A 24,601-nucleotide genomic window follows, 5' to 3' on the forward strand; every position below is an offset into this window, starting at 1 on the left:
TCGACGACAACCTTCAAAACAACCGATAAGTGTGGACGTTCAATTTAGATTGCAGTTTTCCAGAAAGGAGGTGATCCAGCCGCACCTTCCGATACGGCTACCTTGTTACGACTTCACCCCAGTCACGAACCCTGCCGTGGTAATCGCCCTCCTTACGGTTAGGCTAACTACTTCTGGCAGAACCCGCTCCCATGGTGTGACGGGCGGTGTGTACAAGACCCGGGAACGTATTCACCGTGACATTCTGATCCACGATTACTAGCGATTCCGACTTCACGCAGTCGAGTTGCAGACTGCGATCCGGACTACGACTGGTTTTACGGGATTAGCTCCCCCTCGCGGGTTGGCAACCCTTTGTACCAGCCATTGTATGACGTGTGTAGCCCCACCTATAAGGGCCATGAGGACTTGACGTCATCCCCACCTTCCTCCGGTTTGTCACCGGCAGTCTCATTAGAGTGCCCAACTAAATGTAGCAACTAATGACAAGGGTTGCGCTCGTTGCGGGACTTAACCCAACATCTCACGACACGAGCTGACGACAGCCATGCAGCACCTGTGTTATGGCTCTCTTTCGAGCACTCCCAAATCTCTTCGGGATTCCATACATGTCAAAGGTGGGTAAGGTTTTTCGCGTTGCATCGAATTAAACCACATCATCCACCGCTTGTGCGGGTCCCCGTCAATTCCTTTGAGTTTCAACCTTGCGGCCGTACTCCCCAGGCGGTCAACTTCACGCGTTAGCTTCGTTACTGAGTCAGTGAAGACCCAACAACCAGTTGACATCGTTTAGGGCGTGGACTACCAGGGTATCTAATCCTGTTTGCTCCCCACGCTTTCGTGCATGAGCGTCAGTGCAGGCCCAGGGGATTGCCTTCGCCATCGGTGTTCCTCCGCATATCTACGCATTTCACTGCTACACGCGGAATTCCATCCCCCTCTGCCGCACTCCAGCTATACAGTCACAAATGCAGTTCCCAGGTTGAGCCCGGGGATTTCACATCTGTCTTATATAACCGCCTGCGCACGCTTTACGCCCAGTAATTCCGATTAACGCTTGCACCCTACGTATTACCGCGGCTGCTGGCACGTAGTTAGCCGGTGCTTATTCTTACAGTACCGTCATGAGCCCCTAGTATTAATAGAGACCTTTTCGTTCTGTACAAAAGCAGTTTACAACCCGAAGGCCTTCGTCCTGCACGCGGAATGGCTGGATCAGACTTTCGTCCATTGTCCAAAATTCCCCACTGCTGCCTCCCGTAGGAGTCTGGACCGTGTCTCAGTTCCAGTGTGGCTGGTCGTCCTCTCAGACCAGCTACAGATCGTTGGCTTGGTGAGCCTTTACCTCACCAACTACCTAATCTGATATCGGCCGCTCCAATCGCGCGAGGTCTTGCGATCCCCCGCTTTCATCCATAGATCGTATGCGGTATTAGCGTAATTTTCACTACGTTATCCCCCACGACTGGGCACGTTCCGATATATTACTCACCCGTTCGCCACTCGCCACCAGACCGAAGTCCGTGCTGCCGTTCGACTTGCATGTGTAAAGCATTCCGCCAGCGTTCAATCTGAGCCAGGATCAAACTCTATAGTTCGATCTTGATTTTTTCGCTCTTTCGAGCAACTCATAAATTGGAATCGACGTGATTTTCTTTGACGAAATTCACATCTTTTTTACTTCATGAGCGTTTGTTAGCTAATTAAAGCTAAGTTCCCAAAGAACTTGGCAATCACCATCAAACGCCCACGCTTATCGGCTGTATTTTTTTAATGAACTACTTAATCTCTTAAGTCAACTCGCTGCGATCAGCGAAGCCCTCTATTATGCAACATCTTTTTGGCATTTCAAGAAAAACTTGAAATTATTTTTTGCACACCGCCTAGTTAGATGCATCGGGTTAACCCTCTTGCGTTGCTATCAAGGCAGCCCGCTAGTATAGCACTGCTTTTTGATGTCAGCAAATTAATTCTCAACTTTTCATCAAGTAGTCCGCATCTACGTCAGACCGCCAAGTCATCTTCTCTATCTATAGACAGGCTCTTGGCACACGCCCTCGATAATGACGCATGTCTTTAATCACCTTACAACAAGCCCAACTCGCGTTTGGGCACGTGGCACTGCTTGATCGTGCTGAATTTTCACTAGAAACCGCCGAACGTGTGGGTCTCATTGGCCGCAATGGCGCAGGCAAGTCATCTCTACTTCGCATCTTAGGCGGTCTAGAGAAACCCGACGATGGCGACCTGCGTGTCCAGCAAGGCCTGCGCGTCACCTACGTCGCGCAAGAGCCGCAGTTAAACGGCGAGTCCACCATCTTCGAATCGGTCAGTGAAGGTCTTTCTCGCGTGCGCCACTTGATCGAGCAATACTGCCTCGGCGAGGGGGACCTCACAGCCATGCAAAACGAGATTGAAATGCTCGACGGCTGGAACTGGGAGCAACGCGTGCAAGAAACCTTGCACCGTTTGCACCTTGACCCTGAAGCGCGCATCAGCGCTCTCTCAGGCGGCACGCTCAAACGCGTGGCTCTGGCACAAGCCCTGGTCACATCCCCTGATGTGCTTTTGCTTGACGAGCCCACCAACCACTTGGACCTCGACAGCATTGAATGGCTAGAGCAGTTATTGATTGACTTCAAGGGCAGCATCATCACCATCACCCATGACCGCTCTTTCTTAGACAAGGTCGCCACGCGCATCGTGGAGTTGGACCGCGGACATTTGTTGACCTACCCCGGCAACTTTTCGCAGTACCAATTGCAAAAGGAAGAACAAGCCGCACAAGAAGCGGTCATCAATGCCAAAGCCGACAAACTGTTGGCTGGTGAAGAGGTTTGGATTCGCAAAGGCGTAGAGGCTAGGCGCACACGCAGCCAAAGTCGCATTGGTCGACTCGAAGCCTTGCGCGCCCAACGTGAAGCAAGACGCGACGCCGTAGGCCGAGTGAAGCTCGACGTGGCCAGCGGCTCCCCCACAGGCAAGATCGTGGCCGAGCTCACCGAGGTGGACAAAGCCTTCGGCGGCAAAGTCATTACCAAGAACTTCTCAGCCACCTTCTTGCGCGGCGACAAGGTTGGATTGATCGGCCCCAATGGCGCCGGCAAATCCACCTTGCTGAAAATGATCTTGGGCGAGCTCGAAGCCGACAGCGGCAAGATTCGCCAAGGGGCCAACCTTCAAGTGGCTTACTTTGACCAAATGCGCAATGGCTTGGACATGGACGCCTCGCTGGAGGACTTCATCAGCCCCGGCAGCGAATGGATTGAAATCGGCACGCAACGCAAGCACGTCAAAAGCTACCTCGACGACTTCTTGTTCTCTCCCGCGCGCGCAACCTCGCCCGTACGCTCGTTGTCGGGCGGCGAACGCAACCGCTTGTTGCTGGCTCGCTTGTTTGCGCGCCCAGCCAATGTGCTGGTGCTGGACGAACCTACGAACGACTTAGACATCGACACGCTGGAATTGCTCGAAGAGCTGCTGCAGAACTACAACGGCACCGTGTTCATCGTCAGCCATGACCGCACCTTCCTGGACAACGTGGCCACCAGCACACTGGTGTTTGAAGCCACCGACGACAACCCCGGGTTCTGGCGCGAATACGAAGGCGGCGTGCAGGACTGGATCACCCAGTCCGAGCGCGCGCGCAGCATGGCCGCCTCTGGCAAATCCAACAGCGCCAGCCCGACCAAAGCCGCAGAGCCCGCTAAAGTCGCACCAGCGCCCATCGCCAACACCGCCAGTGCGAAGCCGAAAAAGCTCAGTTACAAAGAACAGCGCGAACTCGAGTCCTTGCCAGAGCTGATCGCATCCCTTGAAACCGAGCAAAAGCAAACCCAAGCAGCGCTCTCGGACAACAGCCTGTACGCCAGCGATCCCGCCAAGATCGCCCAACTGCATGCGCGTGACACCGAAATCGAGACCGCCCTCATGGCCGCCCTCGAACGCTGGGAAACCCTGTCGGCCACGAGCTAAACACAGCAGCAGTCTCTGCTTGTTGCGAGCGCACACCATCCCCGCCCAGACCGCGGCCTGCATCCAAGGTGACAGCTGGTCTCGGCGGGGACTGTTTTTTCAAACGTGTGTCGACAAAATCGTGGCAAACAACTACCGACACATTGCCATGGGACAGCTCTATCTGGTGCGACACGGCCAAGCCTCTTTAGGCGCCGCAGACTACGACCAACTCAGCCCTTTAGGCGCCCAGCAAAGCCTGCGCTTGGGTGAGCATTGGCGCGCGCAAGGTTTGCAATTTGACGCCGTCATGTGCGGCACCTTGAAACGCCACGCCCAAACCTTGGCAGGCATCCAACAAGGCCTAGGCACCGACCACACGCCGTTGCTCTGGCCCGGGCTGAACGAATACGACAGCGAGGCTGTCATTCGCACGGTCCACAGCGGCGAGTTGATCAAACCCACCACACAAGAAGGCTATCGCGATCACTTTCGCCTGCTGCGCGATGGCTTGACGCAATGGATGGCTGGGGTGGTCAGCCCGCAAGGCATGCCGACTTACGTAGAGTTCGTGAAAGGTGTGACATCCGCGCTTGATCACATTCGAGAAAACGTGCAAGGCAATGTGTTGCTGGTTTCCAGCGGCGGCCCCATCGCCACAGCGGTCGGTCATGTGTTGCGACTGAGCCCTGAAACCAGCATTGAGCTCAACCTGCGCATTCGCAACAGCGCGGTGAGCGAGTTCAGCTTCAACCCCAAACGCCACAACTTGGTGGCGTTCAACAGCATCACGCACTTGGAAACCCCCAGTCACAAAGACTGGATCACCTTCGCCTAAATCAGGCCGCGCACAAGCCGGTGCGTTAAACGCGGACCGTGCTCAGAGGCAGGGCCACCAACTCTTTGAGCAGCAAGGCCAGCTGCTCGCCCGCGCTGTGCACCAGCGCTTCGCCCTTGGCGGCTGTGGCGGCCACCGCATTGCCTGCGGCACCGTGCGGGTTGTAGTCTTGCATGTGCCAGCCCAGCTTGGCGCTTTTGCCGTTGCCCAAAATCGCGTAGTGTTTGGCGCGATCTTGCGAGGTGGATGCAAAGTTTTGTGCCGCCGCCATGTTCACGCGTTCGGGCGAAAGCGCCAGCATCATGGAGGTTTCGATGTCGCCGGCATGGATGCCAAAACGGTGCTCGTCGGCAGAAAACTGCCCCATCACCGAAGCGTCCAGCGGCAAGTTGTACCAACTGCTGCTGTAAACAATCAGGCCATGCTGGGCACGCAACTCACGCGCCACCACATCCATCAAGCCCACATTGCCACCGTGCGCGTTGAACATCAGCAGCTTCTTGACGCCTGCACGCGCCACCGACGCCCCGATGTCGCACCACACTTGAATCAAAGTTTGCGGCGACAGATGCAATGTGCCGGCAAACGCGGTGTGCTCGGTGCTCAGGCCCAGCGTTTGCGTGGGCAAAACCAACACGGGATCGGCGGCACTCAGGTGCGTCAAAGCCGACTTCACCACCCCATCGACCAACACCGAATCCACCGACAAAGGCAAATGCGGACCATGCTGCTCGGTCGCGCCCAAAGGCAGCACGGCCACCGTGCGGGCGGGGTCAAGCGCACCGAAGTCGCGGGTGTTGAGCTCGGCCCAAAAGTGCGATGCCAAGGCGGTGGGTGTGGGTGTGCTGGTATGCGCCGTCATAAACGCCATCTTACTTTCACGCCATTGCGCTGCCCCAAGGCGCTAGAAGCCGTGGCTCGGTAACATCTGGCGCATGCTTCATTTTGTTTCGCGCCCGCTAGGCGCTGCCCGTTCGCCCTTGACCCTCTCTCGCTTGAAAGCCATCTTGGCCCATGCGTTGGCCGTCTTGCTATGTAGCGTGTGGGCATTCGCCGCACCGAGTTACGCACAAGCCCTCGCCAGTGCTGTCGTCACCACGCCTCAACTGCGCGCCGAGCTGATGGCGCATGCGCCACAAGGTGTGCAAACGGGGCAGCCACTTTGGGTGGGCTTGCAACTCACGCACCAGCCCGAATGGCACACCTACTGGCGCAACCCTGGCGATTCGGGCTTACCCACACAAATCGAACTTAACTTACCTGCAGGCATCCGCGCAGGCGAGATCCAGTGGCCGCTGCCGCACCAACTCAAAGCGGGCAACTTGACCAACTACGGGTTCGAAAAAACCGTTCTCCTCGCGGTGCCGCTCACGGTGTCGGCAAAGTTCAAACCCAACGCCACGCAAACGCTAGACATTCAGGCGCATGCCAGTTGGCTGGTGTGCCGCCTCGAATGTATTCCGCAAGAGGGCGACTTTGTCTTGCGCATCCCCGCCAACAGCAGCTATGCCGCCCACGCCTCGGCCTTTGACGCGTTGATGGCCGAGCAGCCCCAATCGTTGCCCAGCGTCACCGCCACCAGTCACTTCGATCCGCAGCATTTGGTACTGCAAGTCAAAGGCTTGCCCGCGTCACTGCAAGGCCAAACGCTGAAGGTATTTCCAGACACCGCCGAGCTGGTGGCCTCTGCCGCGGAACGACACCCAAGCGCCCAACAGTCTTGGCAAGGCGCGGTCTGGACGGTGAAATTACCCCTCAGCAATCTGCGCCTCACCGACCCCAAGCAGTTTGGCTTTTTAGTCACAGCGGGCGACGGTTCAGCGCGCCAAGGGTTTGCCGTCTCTGCCCCCGTCACACAGCCATGGCCTGCCGTGTCGGCGCTGCCCAACGCAGACACGCCTGTTGCCAGCGCCGTCACGGGCAATGAACGTCGTGATGCACGTGTGTTGCGCGCGGAAGGCGCTGTGGGCGCCGATGGGGTTTTAGGCTTCGAAGGAGTTTTAGGCTTCGCTTTGGCGCTGGTCGGCGCTTTCTTAGGCGGGCTCATCCTCAACCTCATGCCTTGCGTCTTACCGGTGTTGGCCATCAAGCTGCTGGGGTTTGCGCAGCACAGCCGCGCACACCGGGCACACCGCATCGCGGGCATGGCCTACACCGCTGGTGTGGTGCTGAGTTTCTTGGCGCTGGGCGCTGGCGTGTTGGCCTTGCGTGCGGCAGGCGAGCAACTGGGCTGGGGGTTTCAACTGCAATCGCCCGTGGTGGTGAGTGTGCTGGCCGCGCTCTTCACGCTCATCGCGCTCAATTTGTTCGGCCTCTTTGAGTTCGGGCAAATCTTGCCCTCACGCGTGGCCAGTTTTCAACACCAACACCCCGTCATAGACGCCACCCTCTCCGGCGTGCTGGCCGTGGCCGTGGCTTCACCGTGTACGGCACCGTTCATGGGCGCGTCGCTGGGACTCGCGATGACCTTGCCCATCTGGCAAGCCCTGGCCATTTTTGTGGCGATGGGCTTGGGACTTGCAGCGCCGTATTTGCTGGCCAGCTTGATGCCAGCGGTGGCGCGCCTGCTGCCCCACCCCGGCGCTTGGATGGTCACACTGCGCCAACTTTTGGCATTCCCCATGCTCGCGACCGTGGTCTGGCTGCTGTGGGTGCTGGGCCAACAAACCAGCTTAGATGCCGCGATGTTTGCTCTGGTCAGCTTGCTGCTGATGGCCGGCCTCATTTGGAGCCTGCGCCTCCCAACACGCGCCAGCCGCGTGCTCGCTGGCCTGTTTGCAACCGCGCTGGTCTTCAGTGCTTGGACCTTGCACGACGCCTTCGATGCCCCCGCACCGCTGGCCGCCACGACCCAGGCACCCTTGGCTCTGGACAATGACGGGCAAAACAGCCCCTCTTACAACAGCTCACCATCCGCCAACGTTTCACCCACGTGGCACGCTTGGTCTGAAGCCCGCGTGGCGCAAAGCTTGGCACAAGGCCGCCCCGTGTTTGTGGACTTCACCGCCGCTTGGTGTGTGACCTGCCAGATCAACAAAAAATCAACGCTCAGCAACGCTGAGGTGCTGGCCGACTTTGCCGCGCACCAAGTCACCCTCATGCGCGCCGACTGGACGCGCCGCGACCCCACCATCACAGCCGCCTTGACCGCCTTGGGTCGCAGCGGCGTGCCGGTGTACGTGGTGTATGCGCCGGGTCGTCCGCCCCAGGTGCTGTCCGAGTTGCTCAGCGTGCGCCAAGTGCGTGACGTGCTGTCGGCACTGCCAACGCCCGAACCACAGACGCCGCCAACAGATTTCGCGCAGCAACCCAACACCTTGCTTCAGTCCAAGTCCACCCGCCCCTGAGCCATGACACACAGCGCCATCGCACAAAGCCTCGGCCACTGCACAACCATCGCGGTGGTGGGCCTGTCGCCCAAACCGCACCGCGACAGCTTTCGCGTGGCCAAGTACATGCAAAACCACGGATACCGCATCGTGCCCATCAACCCCAATGCCACCGAAGTATTGGGTGAAAAAGCCTACGCCTCGCTCACCGAAGCGGCCCAGCACACGCCAATCGACATGGTGAACTGCTTTCGCAATTCCGAAGACATCCCGCCCATCGCCGCAGAAGCCATCGCCATTGGCGCCAAATCGCTGTGGCTGCAAATCGGCGTCGTGCATGACGTGGCTGCGCAACAAGCGCAAGCTGCGGGTCTCACCGTCGTGCAAGACAAATGTTTGATGGTCGAGCACGCGCAGCTGTCGTCAAGCCCCTGACGCCAGCCGCGTATGGCGCGGCCGGCTTGCCTTCCTGATGTGGATGCCGCGCAAGACCCGCCTCCGGTCGCTCAAAGCCAACGACCACGTCGGCGACAATGTCACCATGTTTGCACCACTCCAAAACGACACCTTTTTGCGCGCTTGCATGCGCCAAGCCACTGACCACACCCCCGTTTGGCTCATGCGCCAAGCCGGTCGCTATTTACCCGAGTACTGCGCCACGCGCGCCAAGGCCGGCAGCTTCATGGGTTTGGCCACCAACACCGACTTCGCCACCGAAGTCACCCTGCAGCCGCTGGAGCGTTACCCGCTCGACGCCGCCATTTTGTTCAGCGACATCCTGACCGTGCCCGACGCCATGGGCTTGGGCCTGTCGTTCGCCCAAGGCGAAGGCCCACGTTTCGCCAAGAACGTGCGCAACGAAGCTGCTGTGAATGAGCTGGCTGTGCCCGACATGGCCAAGCTGCGCTATGTGTTTGACGCGGTCACCTCCATTCGCAAAGCCTTGAACGGCCGCGTGCCTTTGATTGGTTTCTCGGGCAGCCCTTGGACTTTGGCCTGCTACATGGTCGAAGGCGCAGGCTCAGACGACTACCGCCAAGTCAAAAGCCTGATGTACAGCCGCCCCGACTTGATGCACCGCATTTTGGAAATCAACGCCGACGCGGTGGCTCTGTACCTGAACACCCAAATCGAAGCCGGCGCACAAGCCGTGATGATTTTTGACAGCTGGGGCGGCGTGCTGGCCGACGGCATGTTCCAACAGTTCAGCATGGCCTACACCAAGCGCGTGTTGTCGCAGCTCAAGCGCTCGCACGATGGTGCCGTCATTCCCCGCTTGGTGTTCACCAAAGGCGGCGGTTTGTGGTTACCCGAAATGGCCGACCTCGACTGCGATGTGCTGGGCGTGGACTGGACGGTTAACCTCGCCAAAGCCCGCGCGCAAGTGGGTGGCGCTGTGGGCGGCCCCGGCAAAGCCTTGCAAGGCAACCTCGACCCCAACGCCTTGTTTGCCCCTGCCGACGCAATCGCCACCGAAGCCCGCCGCGTGCTGGACGCATTTGGCAAACCGCACACCGACAAGACCACCACCGGCCCCAGCCAAATCTTCAACCTGGGCCACGGCATCAGCCAATTCACCCCGCCGGAGAGCGTGGGCGTGTTGGTCGAGGCCGTGCACAGCCACTCCCGCGCCTTGCGCCAAGGGTGAGTTAGGGTTGCGATTTTTGACGTCTAGTCCACAAAAGTTTTACTCACACTTGTGACTTATGCACAAAAAAGTTGACCCAGTGCACCAACATGAAGTTTTCTGAAACGATCTCAAAAAACTTCTTCAAAAATCGTAAGTCATTGATTTATAAAGATTTCTAAAGTTGCTTTTTTTTCGTGCAGTTTGTAGAAAGCCTTCATTCACGGGGGCTCGCAGCGGCTCAAGGTGAGATATCAACAAAGTTATCCACAGAAAAACTGAGTTTCCCATGATCTCGTTTTAAATCAATGACTTAAAGCGTTTTCTGCCAAAACACCTGAGCAAACCCACCCAACTGACCGCTTGACATGTCGCATCTAATTTCTGTCATGGTTCACACCCCCGCGCACAGCGGACTCAGTGGTGCACTCACGTACGAAAGCGACAGCGCCCTTGCACCCGGCACCTTGGTGCGTGTGCCGCTGGGCAGCCGCGAGTTGCTTGGTGTGGTGTGGGGTGACGCGGAAACACGCACCTCTGCCACGGGGGGTAGCGCATCAACACGCGCCACAAATGCCCACCACGCGACAGCGGCACAGCCCTCGTTGCTGGCCCTCGATGACCCCTCGCACGACAACGTAGCGCCAGCACCCTTGCAGCTGCGCGCCATCGCCAGTGTGCTGGACGGCGTCGCCCCCTTGAGCGCGCATTGGCGCCAGCTGGTTCAGTTTGCGGCCCGCTATTACCAACGCAGCGCGGGTGAGGTGGCCTTGGCGTCCCTGCCCAGCCAACTGCGTGACTTGAGCGCCGAACAATGGGCCCGACGCCTCAAGCGCAAACCCAAGGCAGCAGTTGCCAACGATGCGCCTGTGCAGGCCATCCCCACGCCGACCGACGAACAGGCCCAGGTGCTGGCCGAGATCGCGGCCCAGTCCGGCCCCTTCTTGTTGTTTGGCAACACGGGCAGCGGCAAAACCGAGGTGTATTTGCGAGCCGCCCAAGCCTTGTTGGAACGCGACCCGCAAGCTCAAATTTTGGTGATGGTTCCCGAGATCAACCTCACGCCCCAGCTGGAAGAACGCTTTCGCGCACGCTTTGCCCCGCAATGGGGTGCGGGCTGCTTGGTCGCCATGCACAGCAGCCTCACACCCGCGCAACGCCTCAACAACTGGCTGGCGGCGCACAGCGGCCAAGCGCGCATCGTGTTGGGCACGCGCATGGCGGTGTTTGCGTCGATGCCACATTTGCAACTCATCGTGGTCGATGAAGAGCACGACCCCAGCTACAAACAACAGGAAGGCGCGCGCTACTCCGCACGAGATTTGGCGGTGTACCGCGGCCAGTTGGAAAACGCCAAAGTCATCTTAGGCTCGGCCACCCCGTCGCTAGAAAGCTGGCACCACAGCCGCCCCGCCACAGAGGCAGAACCGGCGGGGCGCTACATGCGCTTGGCCATGCCCTCGCGCGTCGGCCAAGGTGCGCTGCCGCTGATACGGCGTGTGGACATGAACCGCCAGCCCTACAAAACCGTGTTCTCCAGCCATCTGCTGGAAGCCATGCGCGAACGTGTGACGCGCGGCGAACAGATTTTGGTGCTGCTCAACCGCCGCGGCTACGCGCCCGTACTGCACTGCAACGACTGCGGCTGGAAAAGTGAATGTCCACATTGCAGCGCCTACCGTGTGTTTCACAAACTCGACCGCACCTTGCGCTGCCACCATTGCGGCTTCACCCAAGCCGTGCCGCGCGCCTGCCCAGGCTGCGGCAATTTGGACATCAGCCCGTTGGGACGCGGTACCGAACAACTGGAAGAACACTTGGCCGAGTTGCTGGCCGATGTGCGCAGGCCTGACGGCGAGCCCATCCGCATCGCGCGCATCGACGCCGACAGCACCCGCCTCAAAGGCGAGCTAGAGCGCCAGCTGGCCGAAGTGCACGCAGGCGCGGTCGATGTGTTGGTGGGCACGCAAATGATCGCCAAAGGCCACGACTTCCGACGCGTGACCTTGGTCGCGGCACTCAACACCGACGGCGCCTTGTTTTCCAGCGATTTCCGAGCGCCTGAGCGTTTGTTCAGCTTGCTCATGCAAGCCGCCGGACGCGCAGGACGTGATGCCACGATGAACTTGGTCAGCCCCTGCGAAATGTGGGTGCAAAGTCACCACCCGCAGCACCCGCTGTTTGAAGCGCTCAAGCAACACGACTACCCCGCCTTCGCCGACCAACAACTCAGCGAACGCGCACAAGCCACCTTGCCCCCCTTCAGCTTTCAAGCCTTGGTGCGCGCCGAAGCACGCAGCCAAGAAGCGGCACAAGATTTCTTGAATGCTGCGCGCGACGCCGGAGCGGCCTTCGCCGATGAACTGCTGGTCGATTTGTACCCCGCCGTGCCCATGACCATCCAACGCGTGGCCAACATCGAGCGTGCACAAATGTTGATCGAATGCACCTCGCGCCAAGCGCTGCAACGTTTCTTAGCGCATTGGCAAGCCGACTTGCACGGCCTGCGCAGCGCGCATCGACAGGTCATTCGCTGGGCCGTGGACGTCGATCCGCTGGCGATTTAGCGCCAGCATGCCCTTCATGAGGCCGACGTTTCGAAAAGCCGCCCCTTAAGGATGCAACACAGCCACAGCGCCTGAGAAGGTGAAAAATGCAGCGGCAGTCGTCACCAAAATAATGCGGGCGATGCGCCCTGTATCGGCCTCAAAACGCTCCGACAGCAAAGCCACATTGCTCGCGCTCGGCAACGCAGCGACCAACACCACCACCATGAGCGTGAAACGATCAATCGCGTAGCCCAACTGGTTCACGGTGATCAGCACCAGCAAAACCAACACGGGGTGCAGCAGCAACTTGATGAAGGCCACAGGCAGGTAGTCGCGCCACAAAATAGGCGCATGCCCGCTTTGCTTGACCTGAATTTGGGAACGCGCCAGCACAGCACCAATGGTGAACAGCGCCACGGGCGAGGCAGCATCGGCCAACAGGCCCACGGTCTTGGCAAACGGCCCTATCAATTGGTAACCCAAGGCTGACGCCAGCGCGCCCAAGCTGATGGCCCACGGCATGGGGTTGGTCAGCACGCCTTTGAGAGCGCTTTTGGCCGCCCGCGCAGCCCCATGTTCATCCGCACCATCTAAACGCGACAGCGCAATGCACAAGGAAGTGGTGATCACCATATCCACCACGATGGTGACGATGGCGGGCCCTGCAGCGCCCGCCCCCAGCAAGGCGACCAACAAAGGCACGCCCATGAACCCCGTATTCGGGAAAGCACCCACCAAAGCGCCAAACGCGGCATCGTTCCAGCCAATGCGACGGTTCAAACTCACCGCGACCAAGAACGCCACCATCACCAAAGCGCACAGCAAATACGCCACAAACAAGGTGGGGTCGAGCAACTGCACGATGGGCGTGCTCTCACCGAATCGGTACAGCATGCAAGGCAACGCAAAGAACAGCACAAAACCATTCAAGCCAGGAATGGCCTCCAACGGCAACATGCGCCGGTGCGCGGCGACAAAGCCCGCCAACACCAGCGCAAAGAAAGGAAAAGTAACCAGAAGAATGTTCAGCACGTCTCTATTTTGCACGCACATGGGACCGGTATCATTCCAAGCTTTGCCCACTCTGTCTCACGCATGTCTGCTGGTTTAAATTTCGCACAACAAGAAGCCGTCAATTTCTTGCACGGTCCTTGTCTGGTGCTAGCGGGCGCGGGCTCGGGCAAAACGCGGGTGATCACGCACAAGATCGGTCGCCTCATTCAAGCCGGCTGCGAACCAGACCGCATTGCGGCCATCACCTTTACCAACAAAGCCGCCACCGAAATGCGTGAACGCGCCAAAGGTTTGATCGGCCGTGCCGCCAAAGACGTGCTGATTTGCACCTTCCACGCGCTGGGCGTGCGCATGCTGCGCCAAGACGGCGGCGTGATGGGCCTGAAGCCGCAGTTCAGCATCATGGACAGCTCGGACGTGACCGGCATCTTGAAAGACGCGGGCGGCACCTCTGACGCGGCCACCGCGCGCACCTGGCAGTGGACCATCAGCCTGTGGAAAAACATGGGCCTGAATTCAGCCCAAGCGATGGCCATCGCCAAAGACGACAACGAGCGCATCATTGCCAAGATCATGGAGCGCTACGAAGAGCGCTTGAGCGCCTACCAAAGTGTGGACTTTGACGACCTGATCGGCATGCCGCTGAAACTGCTGCAAGAGCACGAAGAAGTGCGCCTCAAATGGCAAGCCCAGCTCGGTCATGTGCTGGTGGACGAGTACCAAGACACCAACGCCACGCAATACGAGGTGCTCAAGTGCTTGGTCGGCGACAAAGCGCGCTTCACCGCGGTGGGCGATGACGACCAGTCCATTTACGGCTGGCGGGGCGCCACGCTGGACAACTTGCGCAAACTGCCACAAGACTTCCCGAACCTCAAGGTCATCAAGCTGGAGCAAAACTACCGCTCCACCAGCGCGATTTTGCGGGCTGCGAATAACGTGATTCAACCCAACCCCAAGCTGTTTCCGAAAACCTTGTTTTCAGAACTGGGCGAAGGCGAGCCCGTGCGCGTGGTCGATGCCGACACCGAAGAACACGAGGCCGAACGCATGGTGGCCCGCATTCAGTCACTGCGCTCAGGCACCGACACCTCGGCCGGTGGCCAGTACAAAGAACTCAAAGATTTTGCGGTGCTCTACCGCGCCAACCACCAAGCCCGCGTGCTTGAAAAGGCCCTGCGCAAGGCGCAAATCCCCTACAAAGTGTCGGGTGGGCAAAGCTTTTTTGACCGCGCCGAAATTCGCGACCTGTGCGCATGGCTGCGCTTGTGGGTCAACAACAACGACGACCCTGCCTTTTTGCGCGCCATCACCACGCCCAAACGCGGCATTGGGCACCAAACCTTGGCCAGCCTGGGCGAGTTTTCGAGCAAATACAAACTCAGCATGTTTGAAGCGCTGTTCAGCAACAGCTTGCCTTCGGTCTTGAGCGCACGCGCCATGGGCAGCTTGCACGAGTTTGGTCGCTACGTGAACGACCTCGAATACCGCGCCCGCCAAACCATGGGCGCTGAAGACGCGCGCGCGTTTTTGACCGACTGGCTCAAAGACATCGACTACGAAAAGCACCTCTACGACGGCGAAGAAAGCGAAAAACTCGCCGCCTCTAAATGGTCGAACGTGATGGACTTTTGCGACTGGATGGCCCAGCGCTGCGGCGGCCAACTGGACGACAGCGCCGGCGTGAGCATTGGCAACGACGTGAAGAGCCTGCTGGAAGTGGCACAAACCATCGCCTTGCTGTCCACCCTGACGCAACAAGAGAAAGACCAAAACGTGGTCACGCTCTCGACCCTGCACGCCTCCAAAGGTTTGGAGTGGCCGCACGTCATGCTGGTGGGCGTGACCGAAGGCATGTTGCCGTTCCGACTCGACGATGAGCCAGGCACCGAACACACCAACGAAAACATCGCCGCACGTCTGCAAGAAGAACGCCGCCTGATGTACGTGGGCATCACCCGCGCACAGCGCACCTTGGCCGTGAGTTGGTCACGCAAACGCAAAAAAGGCCGCGAGATGGTGGCCGTACAACCCAGCCGCTTTATCGCCGAAATGGGCTTGGACAAAGACACCATCAAAGAAGACCCGCGCGAAAAACTCAAAGCATTGCGCGCCGAGTTTGCCAAGCGCGCCACTGCAGCATCGGCGGAGAGTGCGGCAGCAAAGTAATCGACGTCGCGGGCCTTGCGCATAATGCCTTTTGCATCATCACAAACACACAAGGAGAATTGCATGTTCAGTCACGTCATGGTGGGTGTCAAAGACTTAGACGCCTCCAAAAAGTTTTACGACGCCGTGTTGGGCACACTGGGCATCGCCCCTGGCGTTGCCAACAACAACCGCTACTTCTACCGCAGCCCAACCGGCACATTCGGCATCACCACGCCCATCAATGGCGAGCCCGCCACCCACGCCAATGGCGGCACGATCGGATTCACCGTTCAATCTGCAGAGCAAGGTGAAGCATTCCACGCAGCAGGCGTTGCCAACGGCGGCGTCACCTGCGAAGACCCACCGGGCTTTCGTGAAACGCCAGCGGGCAAGTTGTTCCTCGCCTATTTACGCGATCCCGACGGCAACAAAATTTGCGCCTTGCACCGCCCAGCCAAATAACGTTTCATGGCGCGTTGCACTTCGTGCGAAGGTTTTCACACGCCGCACGACGTACTTTGCTTTGAAGCACGGTTGTCGATCACCGTTGGCATTTGCAAGATTTCAGACTCAATCAATCTTGGCGCCGGTGGACTTCACCACCGCTGACCAACGCGTGATTTCGCGCTCGATGTGGGCTTGCAACGCGTCAGGCGTGGACCCCACGGGCTCGTAACCGCTGGCGGTCAATTGAGCCTGAACCTGCGGTTGACGCAACGCCGTGGCGATCTCGCGACTCAAGCGCTGCTTGATGTCATTGGGCATGCCGGCAGGGGCAATGATCGCGTACCAGCCCGTCACGTCAAAGCCTGCGATGCCCTGCTCCTGCACGGTTGACACCTCAGGTGCAAGCGCCGAACGCTGTGCGCTGGTGACCGCAAGCGCAGAGAAGTTGCCGCTGCGAATTTGCGGCATGGAGGTCGAAATACTGTCGAAGGTCAAGTCAATGTCGCCAGCGAGCATGGCGTTGACCACCCCCGCACTGCCCTTGTAGGGCACATGCGTCATCTTGATGCCCGCAATGCTGCTGAAGTACTCGGCGGCGAGATGCCCCGTGTTGCCATTTCCCGCCGAACCAAAGGTGAGCTGACCTGGCGCGGCCTTGGCAGCCTGCACCAATTCATTCATGTTCTTGGCGGAAAGCTTGCGGCTACCTGCCACGACCATGGGCAGGTTCGCAACCAACGAGACGGGCGTGAAGTCCTTGCGCGTGTCGTAGGGAAGCTTGGGATAAAGGCTGTGGTTGATGGCGTGCGCTGCCAGCACCATGAGCACGGTATAGCCATCGGGCTGGGCGCGCGCGACATATTGCGAAGCCAAGGTGCCGCCTGCGCCAGCTTTGTAGTCGAGCACCACGGGCTGACCCAGCTGCTGCTGCAACTGCATAGCCAGCGGCCGCCCCAGCAGATCCGCACTCCCACCGGGTGGGTATGGAATTACAAGCTGAATCGGTTTGACGGGCCACGGTTTGTCCGCATGCGCCAGCGGTGTGAGCAACGCGGTGGTGATCAGCGTCAAACTGGCGATGAGGGTGCGGCGCAGCCGCGAAGATGGGTTGAACATGGTGGTTTTTCCGTCGTTGTGTCGAATATCAATCGGGCATGGCCGTCATCTGCGCGTATTGCTCACGCAACTGACGCTTGAGCACTTTGCCAATCTCACTGCGGGGCAAAAATGCAACCAGTCGCACATCCGCCACGCGTTGGGTCTTACCCACGCGCGCGTTAAGCCATTCGCGCAAGGCCTGCGTGTCTGGTTGTGTGTCGGCACGCGGGACCACGAAGGCCACTGGGGTCTCACCCCATTGCTCGGAAGGTGCGCCGACCACCGCGCATTCAGACACCTCAGGGTGTTGTGTCAATACGTCTTCGATGTCGCATGGGTAGACATTAAAACCGCCGGTGATGATCATGTCCTTCATGCGGTCACCCAGCACGATGAAGCCATCCTCATCCATCCGACCCACGTCGCCACTGCGTATAAAGCGCTGGCCTTGCGCGTCGAACCACTCGGCCTCGCGCGTTTTCTCGGGCAAGTTGTAATAGCCCGTCATCATCCCAGCGGATTGACCCACGATCTCCCCGAGTTCACCTGTCGGAATCTGCAGCCCCTGATCGTTGATAAAACGAATGTCGGCCCCCTCACCAGGACGGCCCACGGTATGCAACTTGTGTGGAAAGTCATGGCAGTGCAACTCGCAGCGCACGCCGCCCTCGGTCAGCCCGTAGTACTCAATCAGTCGTCCTGGCCAACGCTGCAACACCTCGGCCTTGAGCTTGGCACTGAACGGCGCGCTGGTACAAAACTTGTGCTGCAGCCGACTCAGATCGGTGTCGTTAAAAAACGGGCAAGCCATCAAGCGCAGGTACTGCACAGGAACCAGCATGGTGTGTGTGGCCGCGTGCTGCGCGGCCAGTTGCAGGTAATGCACGGCATCGAACTTGCGCATCAGCACCAGCGTACCGCCCAACGCCAGCGTGGGCAGCGCGGCCACCAACGTGGTGTTGGAATAGAGCGGCGTGGCACACAACGAGATGGCTTGGGGGCCATAACCATTGGTCACAGCGCGGCGCAGATGCGCCCATCGCATGGCCCAAGATTGCACAATGCCCTTAGGCACACCCGTAGTGCCTGATGAGTAAATGACGTTGAAGGGCCAGTCGGGCTTCGGCGCAATCGGCGCGGGTGCCTGCTCATTCGTGCTCAACCAGTCAGACCAAAGCTCACCCGCCTCAGAAGAATCATCCAGCGCCACACATCGCAACGTACTGCCAGCATGCAAAGGCCATTGCAAAGCCACCGCACGATCACGCAAGACCAAGCGTGCCCCGCAGTTGTCGAGCATGGCGCTCAAATGTTCGGCTGTGGCGGATGGCGCCAAGGGTGCCACTGCCACACCGGCGCGCAGTGCGCCCAAGTAAGCCATCACGTATTCGATGGAGGTGCCAGCGCAAATGGCCAACACATCGCCAGGCCCCAAACCATCGCGCTGCAGGCTGGCCGCCACCCGGTCCATCCCCACTCGGAGCGCAGCATAGCTCAGACAATGTCCATCGAGAATCAGGGCTGTGTGGTCGGGTTGATGCGTGGCTTGCAACGCCATCAATTCGGGCAATGAACCAAACGGTTGCGCAAGCAACTGGTCAATATCTGGGTGCATAAAAATAAAAAAGATAATAGAGAAACTACAGCGATACGGCACTAGGGTTTGACGCTAGGTGAGTTCGTAATTTTCGAATCCACCCTTCGGGGTTACCGTTGGACGCAGGCACAAAAGCGCCAGCAACTTGAGGCACGAAATCCATTGAGGGCCGACTGGGGCCAAACGGGAGATCTAGGACTCCCGAAAATAACGCACCAAGTGATACGCCTTGGCATAGCCCATCCCCCGTGCGTGCATTGAAACAGGACGCACAAAGAAAAACCCCGTAGTCTCTTGCGAAACTACGGGGTGTATCTGGTGGTGGACTATAGCAGACTGGCAAACACTCATCCCGCAGGAGTGAGGCGTACCGTCCTGAAATTGCCCCTCAATGAGGAATACGGGGTGCATCCAAGGATCTGCTCTAACCACCTCACTGGTTAGGGAAATTCCGGCCCAGTGCGTGTGTCGACTGCTTGCTCCAACCTAGTGGCGCTTACGTAGATCTGATTCTATCCCCATCTAGCGTTTCTTGCCGCCGCCAATGGCCCCGCCCGAAAAGGTGGCTGTGTGGTGCTGGTCGCGGACATCTCGAACTCGCTCGGTCGCCGAAACCATGTTGACCGAACGCGTGACCCGCCTCAGATCCACTGTTGAAGGATCCGAACTTAATTTCTGCTCCAAGGCCTTTTTGAAGTCTGCTGCGCTAACGTCAGGATGGGCCTTCTTTGCATGCGCCATCAGTCAATTCAGCCGGGTCTGGGCGTTGCACAAGGGGCAACGAACGTCGACTTCATATTCACGCATATGACTCCTCACCAAAGTCAGGATCAACCTCCCCGACCTCGACGTCATACTCACCGCCTGCCAGTTCAATTGATGGGTCTAATTCATCAACTGCGACATGCTCAAGATCGCCGCGCAAAGTGATGAACACATCCACTTCCATCTCATGATTGCGTGTGACTTCTAGAGAGCCAAAATTAAGCTCATCATGGTCGATCGTGTCATATACAAAGAATTCAACATTTACGTCCACAGAAACCTGAACTGTAGCCCTGACCTCGATGATGCAAATGCTTGGGTCATGCTCCACCAACCATGTACCGATTCCAGTCAGGTCCACCGAGTGAGCGAGGTAGTGCGCTTGATCCACCTCTGCCTCAACACGGTGACAAAACCCGGTCCAGACATCATCTGCATTCCAATATGCACCGGCGACATGATTTTCAACTGCGGCTTGCACCAACGTAGAAAGACTGCTGGCGGTGTTTCTTAGCTCCGCGCTCACTTTCGTAGTCACGGCCGCCGCCACCGGATTGGTGGACTTGAACAGCGCAGCGAATTCATCCAAGGATTTCACACAGTAGAGCCAATCACTGTGCTTGGCGAAATCTGCCCAACCGCCGTCCCTTGAGATCAAGATGCCTTGCTTTTGGGTTGCCTTGGCATGGTTTTCCAGTGTCAAGAGCGCGGCAGCATCGGGGAATTCGGACTTCTTTCTGGCTTCAAATGGTGCTGCTTCCTGGAAGTAGCGGTCAAATATCTGCCGCGCCAAATCTGGTCCAGCTATTGGTAGGACGCCCCCACCTAGGCTTGCCACAAAGGCCCTGAATTCTCTGGAAAAATTGCGCGCGGCAACAGATTCGGAATCAAGCGCTTTGATTTGCTCGCTGACTGGGTTGAAATTCACCCCTGATAGGCGTTGCAGTTTCGCAATTGCCGTATTCAAGTCTTTAGCGACCTTGGACACCGGCTCCATCCGATGACTATGAACTTCCCGCTCAACGATCTCGGTTTGCTGAATGCTCAGCCAAGCTGGCCTCTGCAATGGCAACGCGCGTAAAGCACCGGCAGAAAATTTGTACCCATGGTTATGAAGTACGTCCGTATCGATCGAAAAGAAACCAACGCTCTTATCTTCGAGTAATGCTTGCGCACTTGGCAATCCAATAGGCATACAACTCCCTTCGGTCAACTATGAACAAATGAAGTCAACCGACTTCATTGATTGAATGTGGAAACTGCAGGGAAAATCGTGTTCTACCTTGATTAGATGTGACCGTGGCTGTACCTCCATGGATTTCAGCGATAGCTTTCGTAATTGATAAGCCCAATCCGGCACCATCAGATTCTGGGTGAGACCGTGCCGGATCAGCCCGAAAGAAGCGATCAAACAAACGAGGAAGTACTTGTGGATCAATCTCTGAACCGGTGTTTTCAACCCGGACCTCTGTAACAGACCCCTTATCAACGACTGCCACATCCACCTTCCCGTCTTCTGGAGTGTGTCGCAATGCATTCGAAAGTAAATTGCTAACAGCGCGGCGGAACATTAATCGGTCCCCAAGAATTTCACCATCTCCATACGTCGTCAGCGAAATTCTCTTTTCCTCAGCTACTGCTTCGTAGAACTCACACAAGGACAGAATTTCGTGAGCTGCAGAAAATTTTTCTTTGTTTGGCAACTCAACACTGCGCTCTGTTTTCGCCAAAAAGAGCATGTCAGATACCATCCGACCCAAGCGCTGTAACTCTTCGGCGTTTGACGCCAAAATTTCACGGTAAGTCGCTACATCGCGTTTAGTTGAAAGTGTTACCTGCGTTTGCGTGAGCAGGTTACTGATTGGAGTACGCAACTCATGAGCCAAATCTGAAGAAAATTCGGACAAGCGCTGAAAATCACTCTGCAACCTATCTAACATTTGATTGAGCTCACGGGCCAAATCAGCCATCTCAATCGGGACTGCATCTACAGGCATGCGCTCTTGCAGTTGTTGACCTGAGACGCCTGCGGCCCTGGTCTTCATGGCTCGCAGAGGTGCCAATCCTTGATGAGCTGCCACCCAGCCTAGAAAACCGCTTACAAGCGTTGCCATGACAGCGTAAATTGCTAAGCTTCGCTCCAATTCTTTCAAAAATTCCTGATGGTGCTCAGCATCAATCGCCAAGGAGACGTCGAAGTCCACATCCTGGATGTACTTGGCTTTCGCTTGAAATTCAATCGCATGAAATTCAGTTGCATTGTCCTTCCAAGTTTTTAACTCTCTCCCATCCTTCCCATTCATAGATTGCCGAGAGCTTTCAGGAGGATTAAATCCCTCAGATTGAAATAATGTTTCACCGCTTGAGCTTCTAATTAAAGCCCAAAGTCCATGGTGGTGACTCAATGATTCACCAAGCCGCAAACGGGCATCATCCGATGAATTGGCATCTGAAAGAATGCCTTCAATTAGCTGCCTTTTGTCAGCCAACGCAACACGATCAAGGTCCAGAAAGTGGCGATCTGCTGCAGTCATTAATATCCAACCGAGACCCAAAACAACAGTAGCAGCAACCAATGTAAAAAAAATGGTTAGACGGCTCGTCAGTGAAAAGCTTTTAAACATCTAATGCGTCTCCGGCGCTTCAAGTACATAGCCCATTCCGCGTACTGTTTGAATCAGCTTGACTTCTTGCCCCTCATCGATCTTCACTCGCAAACGACGCATGGCTACTTCAATAACATTGGTGTCGCTGTCAAAGTTCATATCCCACACTTGTGATGCAATCAACGATCTCGGCAACACTTCCCCCTGTCTGCGCATCAGGAGTTCAAGCAGGCCGAACTCTTTTGCGGTTAAGTCAATTCGCTTTCCGGCACGAGAAACTCTCCGCCGTAGCAAATCTAATTCCAAATCAGCCACCCTCAAGGTCGTATTTTCAGTTCCACTTTTACCTCTGCGCAGAATGGTTCGGACTCGAGCCAACAACTCCGCAAAAGAGAAGGGTTTGACTAGATAGTCATCCGCCCCTAGCTCCAGCCCCTTGACTCTGTCCTCGACCTGATCTTTTGCGGTCAGGAACATGGCAGGCATGTTCAAGCCACGCTTACGAAGAGCCTCCAAGACCTGCCAGCCGTTGAGCCCTGGCAGCATCACATCCAGTATTACGAGCTCGAAGTCACCCTGCTCCGCCAAATGAAGACCATCGATTCCCGTTTGCGCCAGTTCCACTAAAAATCCGGCTTCGCGTAAGCCCTGCCTCAGATATTCGCCTGTTTTGGGTTCGTCCTCGACGATCAGAATTTTCACAACGGTCCTCCTTCAGTGCGCCAGTCTGTAGTGTGACAAGTTTTATGAAGCCTGACACGAAGATAACAAATATGTAATCAGACAGACGCATTGTTGTCAGGCGCTGCTCTTCAGAATCGCATCCTATCAATCAATGGATGACCAAGAGACACTCATGCCACATCGAACATCACTGTTCAGCGTAATGCTTTCTGGTGCCCTGGCATTTCTGTCAGTTGCTGCAAGTGCCCAAGCAGTAGCGCCAACTCCGCCCTCGACATCAGAAAGCAGGTTGCCTACAAAGTTGCAGTACAAATCGGCAATTGGCGGCTATCAAGCCTATGCTGATCAAGAGGTTTTATCCTGGCGCGAGGCTAATGATCGAGTAGGACGCATAGGAGGTTGGCGTGCATACGCAAAAGAGATTTCCGCAGGTCAACCAGCCTCAGAAGCGCAAACTTCCCCAGACTCGCACGCAACTCATCATGGAGGCGAAAAATGATGAAGCGTGTCACATACCTTTCACATATCAGGCTGCCACTGTCAATCATCGCAGTGGCAATATTGGCTGGTTGTGCGAGCGTCAGCTTCGAACAAAACGTTGGACGAGTCAATGAAGAAGTAGCGGGATTTGCCGAAGGTAAGCTGACACTGGCACGTACAAATGAGGAGCGCACTCAGCGTGCTCAGGCTGCCGCGACGCTACTGAAAGCGCCCGTGGGACAAAAGGAAGCCGTCCAGTTGGCTTTGGTAAACAGCCCTGCATTGCAAGGCCTACTGGCTCAAGGATGGGCCGAGTCGGCGGATGCTGCACAAAATGGGCGCATCTCCAACCCGGTATTCAGTTTTGAACGGCTCGTCGCTGGTGATGAACTGGAGCTGGGTAGAGCTCTTTCATTTGGTCTGCTCGACATATTGACCTTACCTGCACGTCAAGGAATTGCAGAGCGTCGAATTGAGCAAGCGCAACTGCGTCTAACAAGTGAGGTTGTTGATCACGTCACACGAGTTCGACAGGCATGGGTTCGTGCCGTTGCTGCAAAACAGACTCTGAATTACGCGCATCAGGTATTTGAAAGTGCCGAGGCCAGCGCAGAGCTGGCTCGCCGCATGCAATCTGTCGGCAACTTTAATCGTCTCAGTCGTGCTCGAGAGCAAGCTTTCTATGCAGATTCTGCGAGTCGCTTGGCAACTGCTCAGCACGTAACCAACGCAACACGTGAAGAATTGATCAGGTTACTCGGCCTCGACGAGGCTCAAGCCGGACTGCTCCAGTTGCCCGAGCGATTACCCGACCTGCCAAAGCAAGCGCTTGATCCGGGCGAGATCGGAGCCACAGCTACCAAGACGCGCTTGGATATTCGATTGGCACAGGCGGCGCTTGATGGCGCTAGTCGAGCACAAGGATTGGGAAAGATTACGAGCGTCACAGACATCGAATTGACGGCTCGACGCAATACAAAAATCGACAATTCAACTGGCACCCGGTCAGATCCGAGAGGCTATGAAATTGGTGTTCGCTTACCCATCTTTGATTGGGGTGGGATGCAACGAGATGCTTGGAATGCTCGAACATTGGCGGCAGCTAATCAACTAGAAGCAACGATACGGACAGCGGGCTCTAACCTGCGTGAAAGCTACTCTGCCTACCGGACAGCACACGAAATTGCGCGGCATCATCGAGAGGAAGTGATTCCAGTGCGCAAGGTGATATCAGAAGAAAACCAACTGCGCTACAACGGAATGATCATCGGAATTTTCGAACTGATTGCCGACGCCCGAGATCAAGTCAATACCGTGATCGCCGCGATCAACGCTGAACAGCAGTTCTGGCTGGCCGATGCTGCACTTCAAGCAGCATTGATTGGCCGCCCCACCAATACTTCACTGTCCGTCACAACCAGCACACCAAACGCTGGTGGCGCTGGCCATTGATTCAAAGGAC

General features: G+C 57.1%; 16 protein-coding genes and 1 rRNA gene. 9 read left to right on the forward strand and 8 right to left on the reverse strand.

Annotation, left to right across the window (positions count from 1 at the left end; genetic code table 11):
* Window positions 1-63: 63 nt before the first annotated feature.
* Window positions 64-1,598, reverse strand: a 16S ribosomal RNA gene (locus C5F52_RS26830).
* Window positions 1,599-2,070: 472 nt separating this feature from the next.
* On the opposite strand from C5F52_RS26830, the gene C5F52_RS26835 reads away from it, so the two are divergent.
* The gene (locus C5F52_RS26835; RefSeq protein WP_104801444.1) at window positions 2,071-3,975 is read left to right on the forward strand and encodes an ATP-binding cassette domain-containing protein; all 1,905 of its coding nucleotides are present in this window, start codon (window positions 2,071-2,073) and stop codon (window positions 3,973-3,975) included.
* 148 nt (window positions 3,976-4,123) lie between these two features.
* Entirely contained in the window at window positions 4,124-4,792 is a 669-nt protein-coding gene (locus C5F52_RS26840) for a histidine phosphatase family protein (protein ID WP_104801524.1), read from the forward strand.
* A 25-nt stretch (window positions 4,793-4,817) separates the two neighbouring features.
* Here C5F52_RS26840 and C5F52_RS26845 read toward each other — a convergent pair whose 3' ends face one another.
* A complete protein-coding gene (locus C5F52_RS26845; protein WP_104801525.1) occupies window positions 4,818-5,654 on the reverse strand; it encodes a creatininase family protein in 837 nt (278 codons plus the stop codon).
* A 73-nt stretch (window positions 5,655-5,727) separates the two neighbouring features.
* On the opposite strand from C5F52_RS26845, the gene C5F52_RS26850 reads away from it, so the two are divergent.
* The 4 genes from C5F52_RS26850 to priA all read left to right on the forward strand — a co-directional run bounded on the left by C5F52_RS26850 (window position 5,728) and on the right by priA (window position 12,315).
* On the forward strand, window positions 5,728-8,139 hold the full coding sequence (locus C5F52_RS26850) for a protein-disulfide reductase DsbD (RefSeq protein ID WP_104801445.1): 2,412 nt from the start codon (window positions 5,728-5,730) through the stop codon (window positions 8,137-8,139).
* Window positions 8,140-8,142: 3 nt separating this feature from the next.
* On the forward strand, window positions 8,143-8,556 hold the full coding sequence (locus C5F52_RS26855) for a CoA-binding protein (RefSeq protein WP_104801446.1): 414 nt from the start codon (window positions 8,143-8,145) through the stop codon (window positions 8,554-8,556).
* Window positions 8,557-8,662: 106 nt separating this feature from the next.
* A complete protein-coding gene (gene hemE / locus C5F52_RS26860) occupies window positions 8,663-9,769 on the forward strand; it encodes a uroporphyrinogen decarboxylase (protein ID WP_104801526.1) in 1,107 nt (368 codons plus the stop codon).
* A gap of 368 nt (window positions 9,770-10,137) precedes the next feature.
* On the forward strand, window positions 10,138-12,315 hold the full coding sequence (gene priA / locus C5F52_RS26865) for a primosomal protein N' (protein ID WP_236658024.1): 2,178 nt from the start codon (window positions 10,138-10,140) through the stop codon (window positions 12,313-12,315).
* 45 nt (window positions 12,316-12,360) lie between these two features.
* Here priA and C5F52_RS26870 read toward each other — a convergent pair whose 3' ends face one another.
* The gene (locus tag C5F52_RS26870; RefSeq protein ID WP_104801527.1) at window positions 12,361-13,329 is read right to left on the reverse strand and encodes an AEC family transporter; all 969 of its coding nucleotides are present in this window, start codon (window positions 13,327-13,329) and stop codon (window positions 12,361-12,363) included.
* Window positions 13,330-13,392: 63 nt separating this feature from the next.
* Between C5F52_RS26870 and C5F52_RS26875 the strand changes: the two genes are divergently transcribed.
* Both C5F52_RS26875 and C5F52_RS26880 read left to right on the forward strand, forming a co-directional pair.
* Entirely contained in the window at window positions 13,393-15,480 is a 2,088-nt protein-coding gene (locus C5F52_RS26875) for an ATP-dependent helicase (protein ID WP_104801448.1), read from the forward strand.
* A gap of 63 nt (window positions 15,481-15,543) precedes the next feature.
* A complete protein-coding gene (locus C5F52_RS26880) occupies window positions 15,544-15,924 on the forward strand; it encodes a VOC family protein (RefSeq protein ID WP_104801449.1) in 381 nt (126 codons plus the stop codon).
* 108 nt (window positions 15,925-16,032) lie between these two features.
* Here C5F52_RS26880 and C5F52_RS26885 read toward each other — a convergent pair whose 3' ends face one another.
* The 5 genes from C5F52_RS26885 to C5F52_RS26910 all read right to left on the reverse strand — a co-directional run bounded on the left by C5F52_RS26885 (window position 16,033) and on the right by C5F52_RS26910 (window position 22,677).
* A complete protein-coding gene (locus C5F52_RS26885) occupies window positions 16,033-17,025 on the reverse strand; it encodes a tripartite tricarboxylate transporter substrate binding protein (protein ID WP_104801450.1) in 993 nt (330 codons plus the stop codon).
* Window positions 17,026-17,053: 28 nt separating this feature from the next.
* Window positions 17,054-18,622: a class I adenylate-forming enzyme family protein gene (locus C5F52_RS26890; RefSeq protein WP_104801451.1), complete on the reverse strand. Its 1,569-nt coding sequence runs from the start codon at window positions 18,620-18,622 to the stop codon at window positions 17,054-17,056.
* Between the two features lie 781 nt (window positions 18,623-19,403).
* On the reverse strand, window positions 19,404-20,564 hold the full coding sequence (locus tag C5F52_RS26900) for a PIN domain-containing protein (protein ID WP_104801453.1): 1,161 nt from the start codon (window positions 20,562-20,564) through the stop codon (window positions 19,404-19,406).
* Between the two features lie 34 nt (window positions 20,565-20,598).
* Entirely contained in the window at window positions 20,599-21,993 is a 1,395-nt protein-coding gene (locus C5F52_RS26905; protein ID WP_104801454.1) for a heavy metal sensor histidine kinase, read from the reverse strand.
* Window positions 21,994-22,677 carry a heavy metal response regulator transcription factor gene (locus C5F52_RS26910; RefSeq protein WP_104801455.1) on the reverse strand — a complete coding sequence of 228 codons (684 nt, stop codon included), beginning with the start codon at window positions 22,675-22,677 and terminating at the stop codon, window positions 21,994-21,996.
* A 480-nt stretch (window positions 22,678-23,157) separates the two neighbouring features.
* Here C5F52_RS26910 and C5F52_RS26920 point away from each other — a divergent pair, with 480 nt between their 5' ends.
* Window positions 23,158-24,591: a TolC family protein gene (locus tag C5F52_RS26920; RefSeq protein WP_104801528.1), complete on the forward strand. Its 1,434-nt coding sequence runs from the start codon at window positions 23,158-23,160 to the stop codon at window positions 24,589-24,591.
* Window positions 24,592-24,601: the final 10 nt, after the last annotated feature.

The organism is Limnohabitans sp. TS-CS-82 (genome assembly GCF_002943475.1).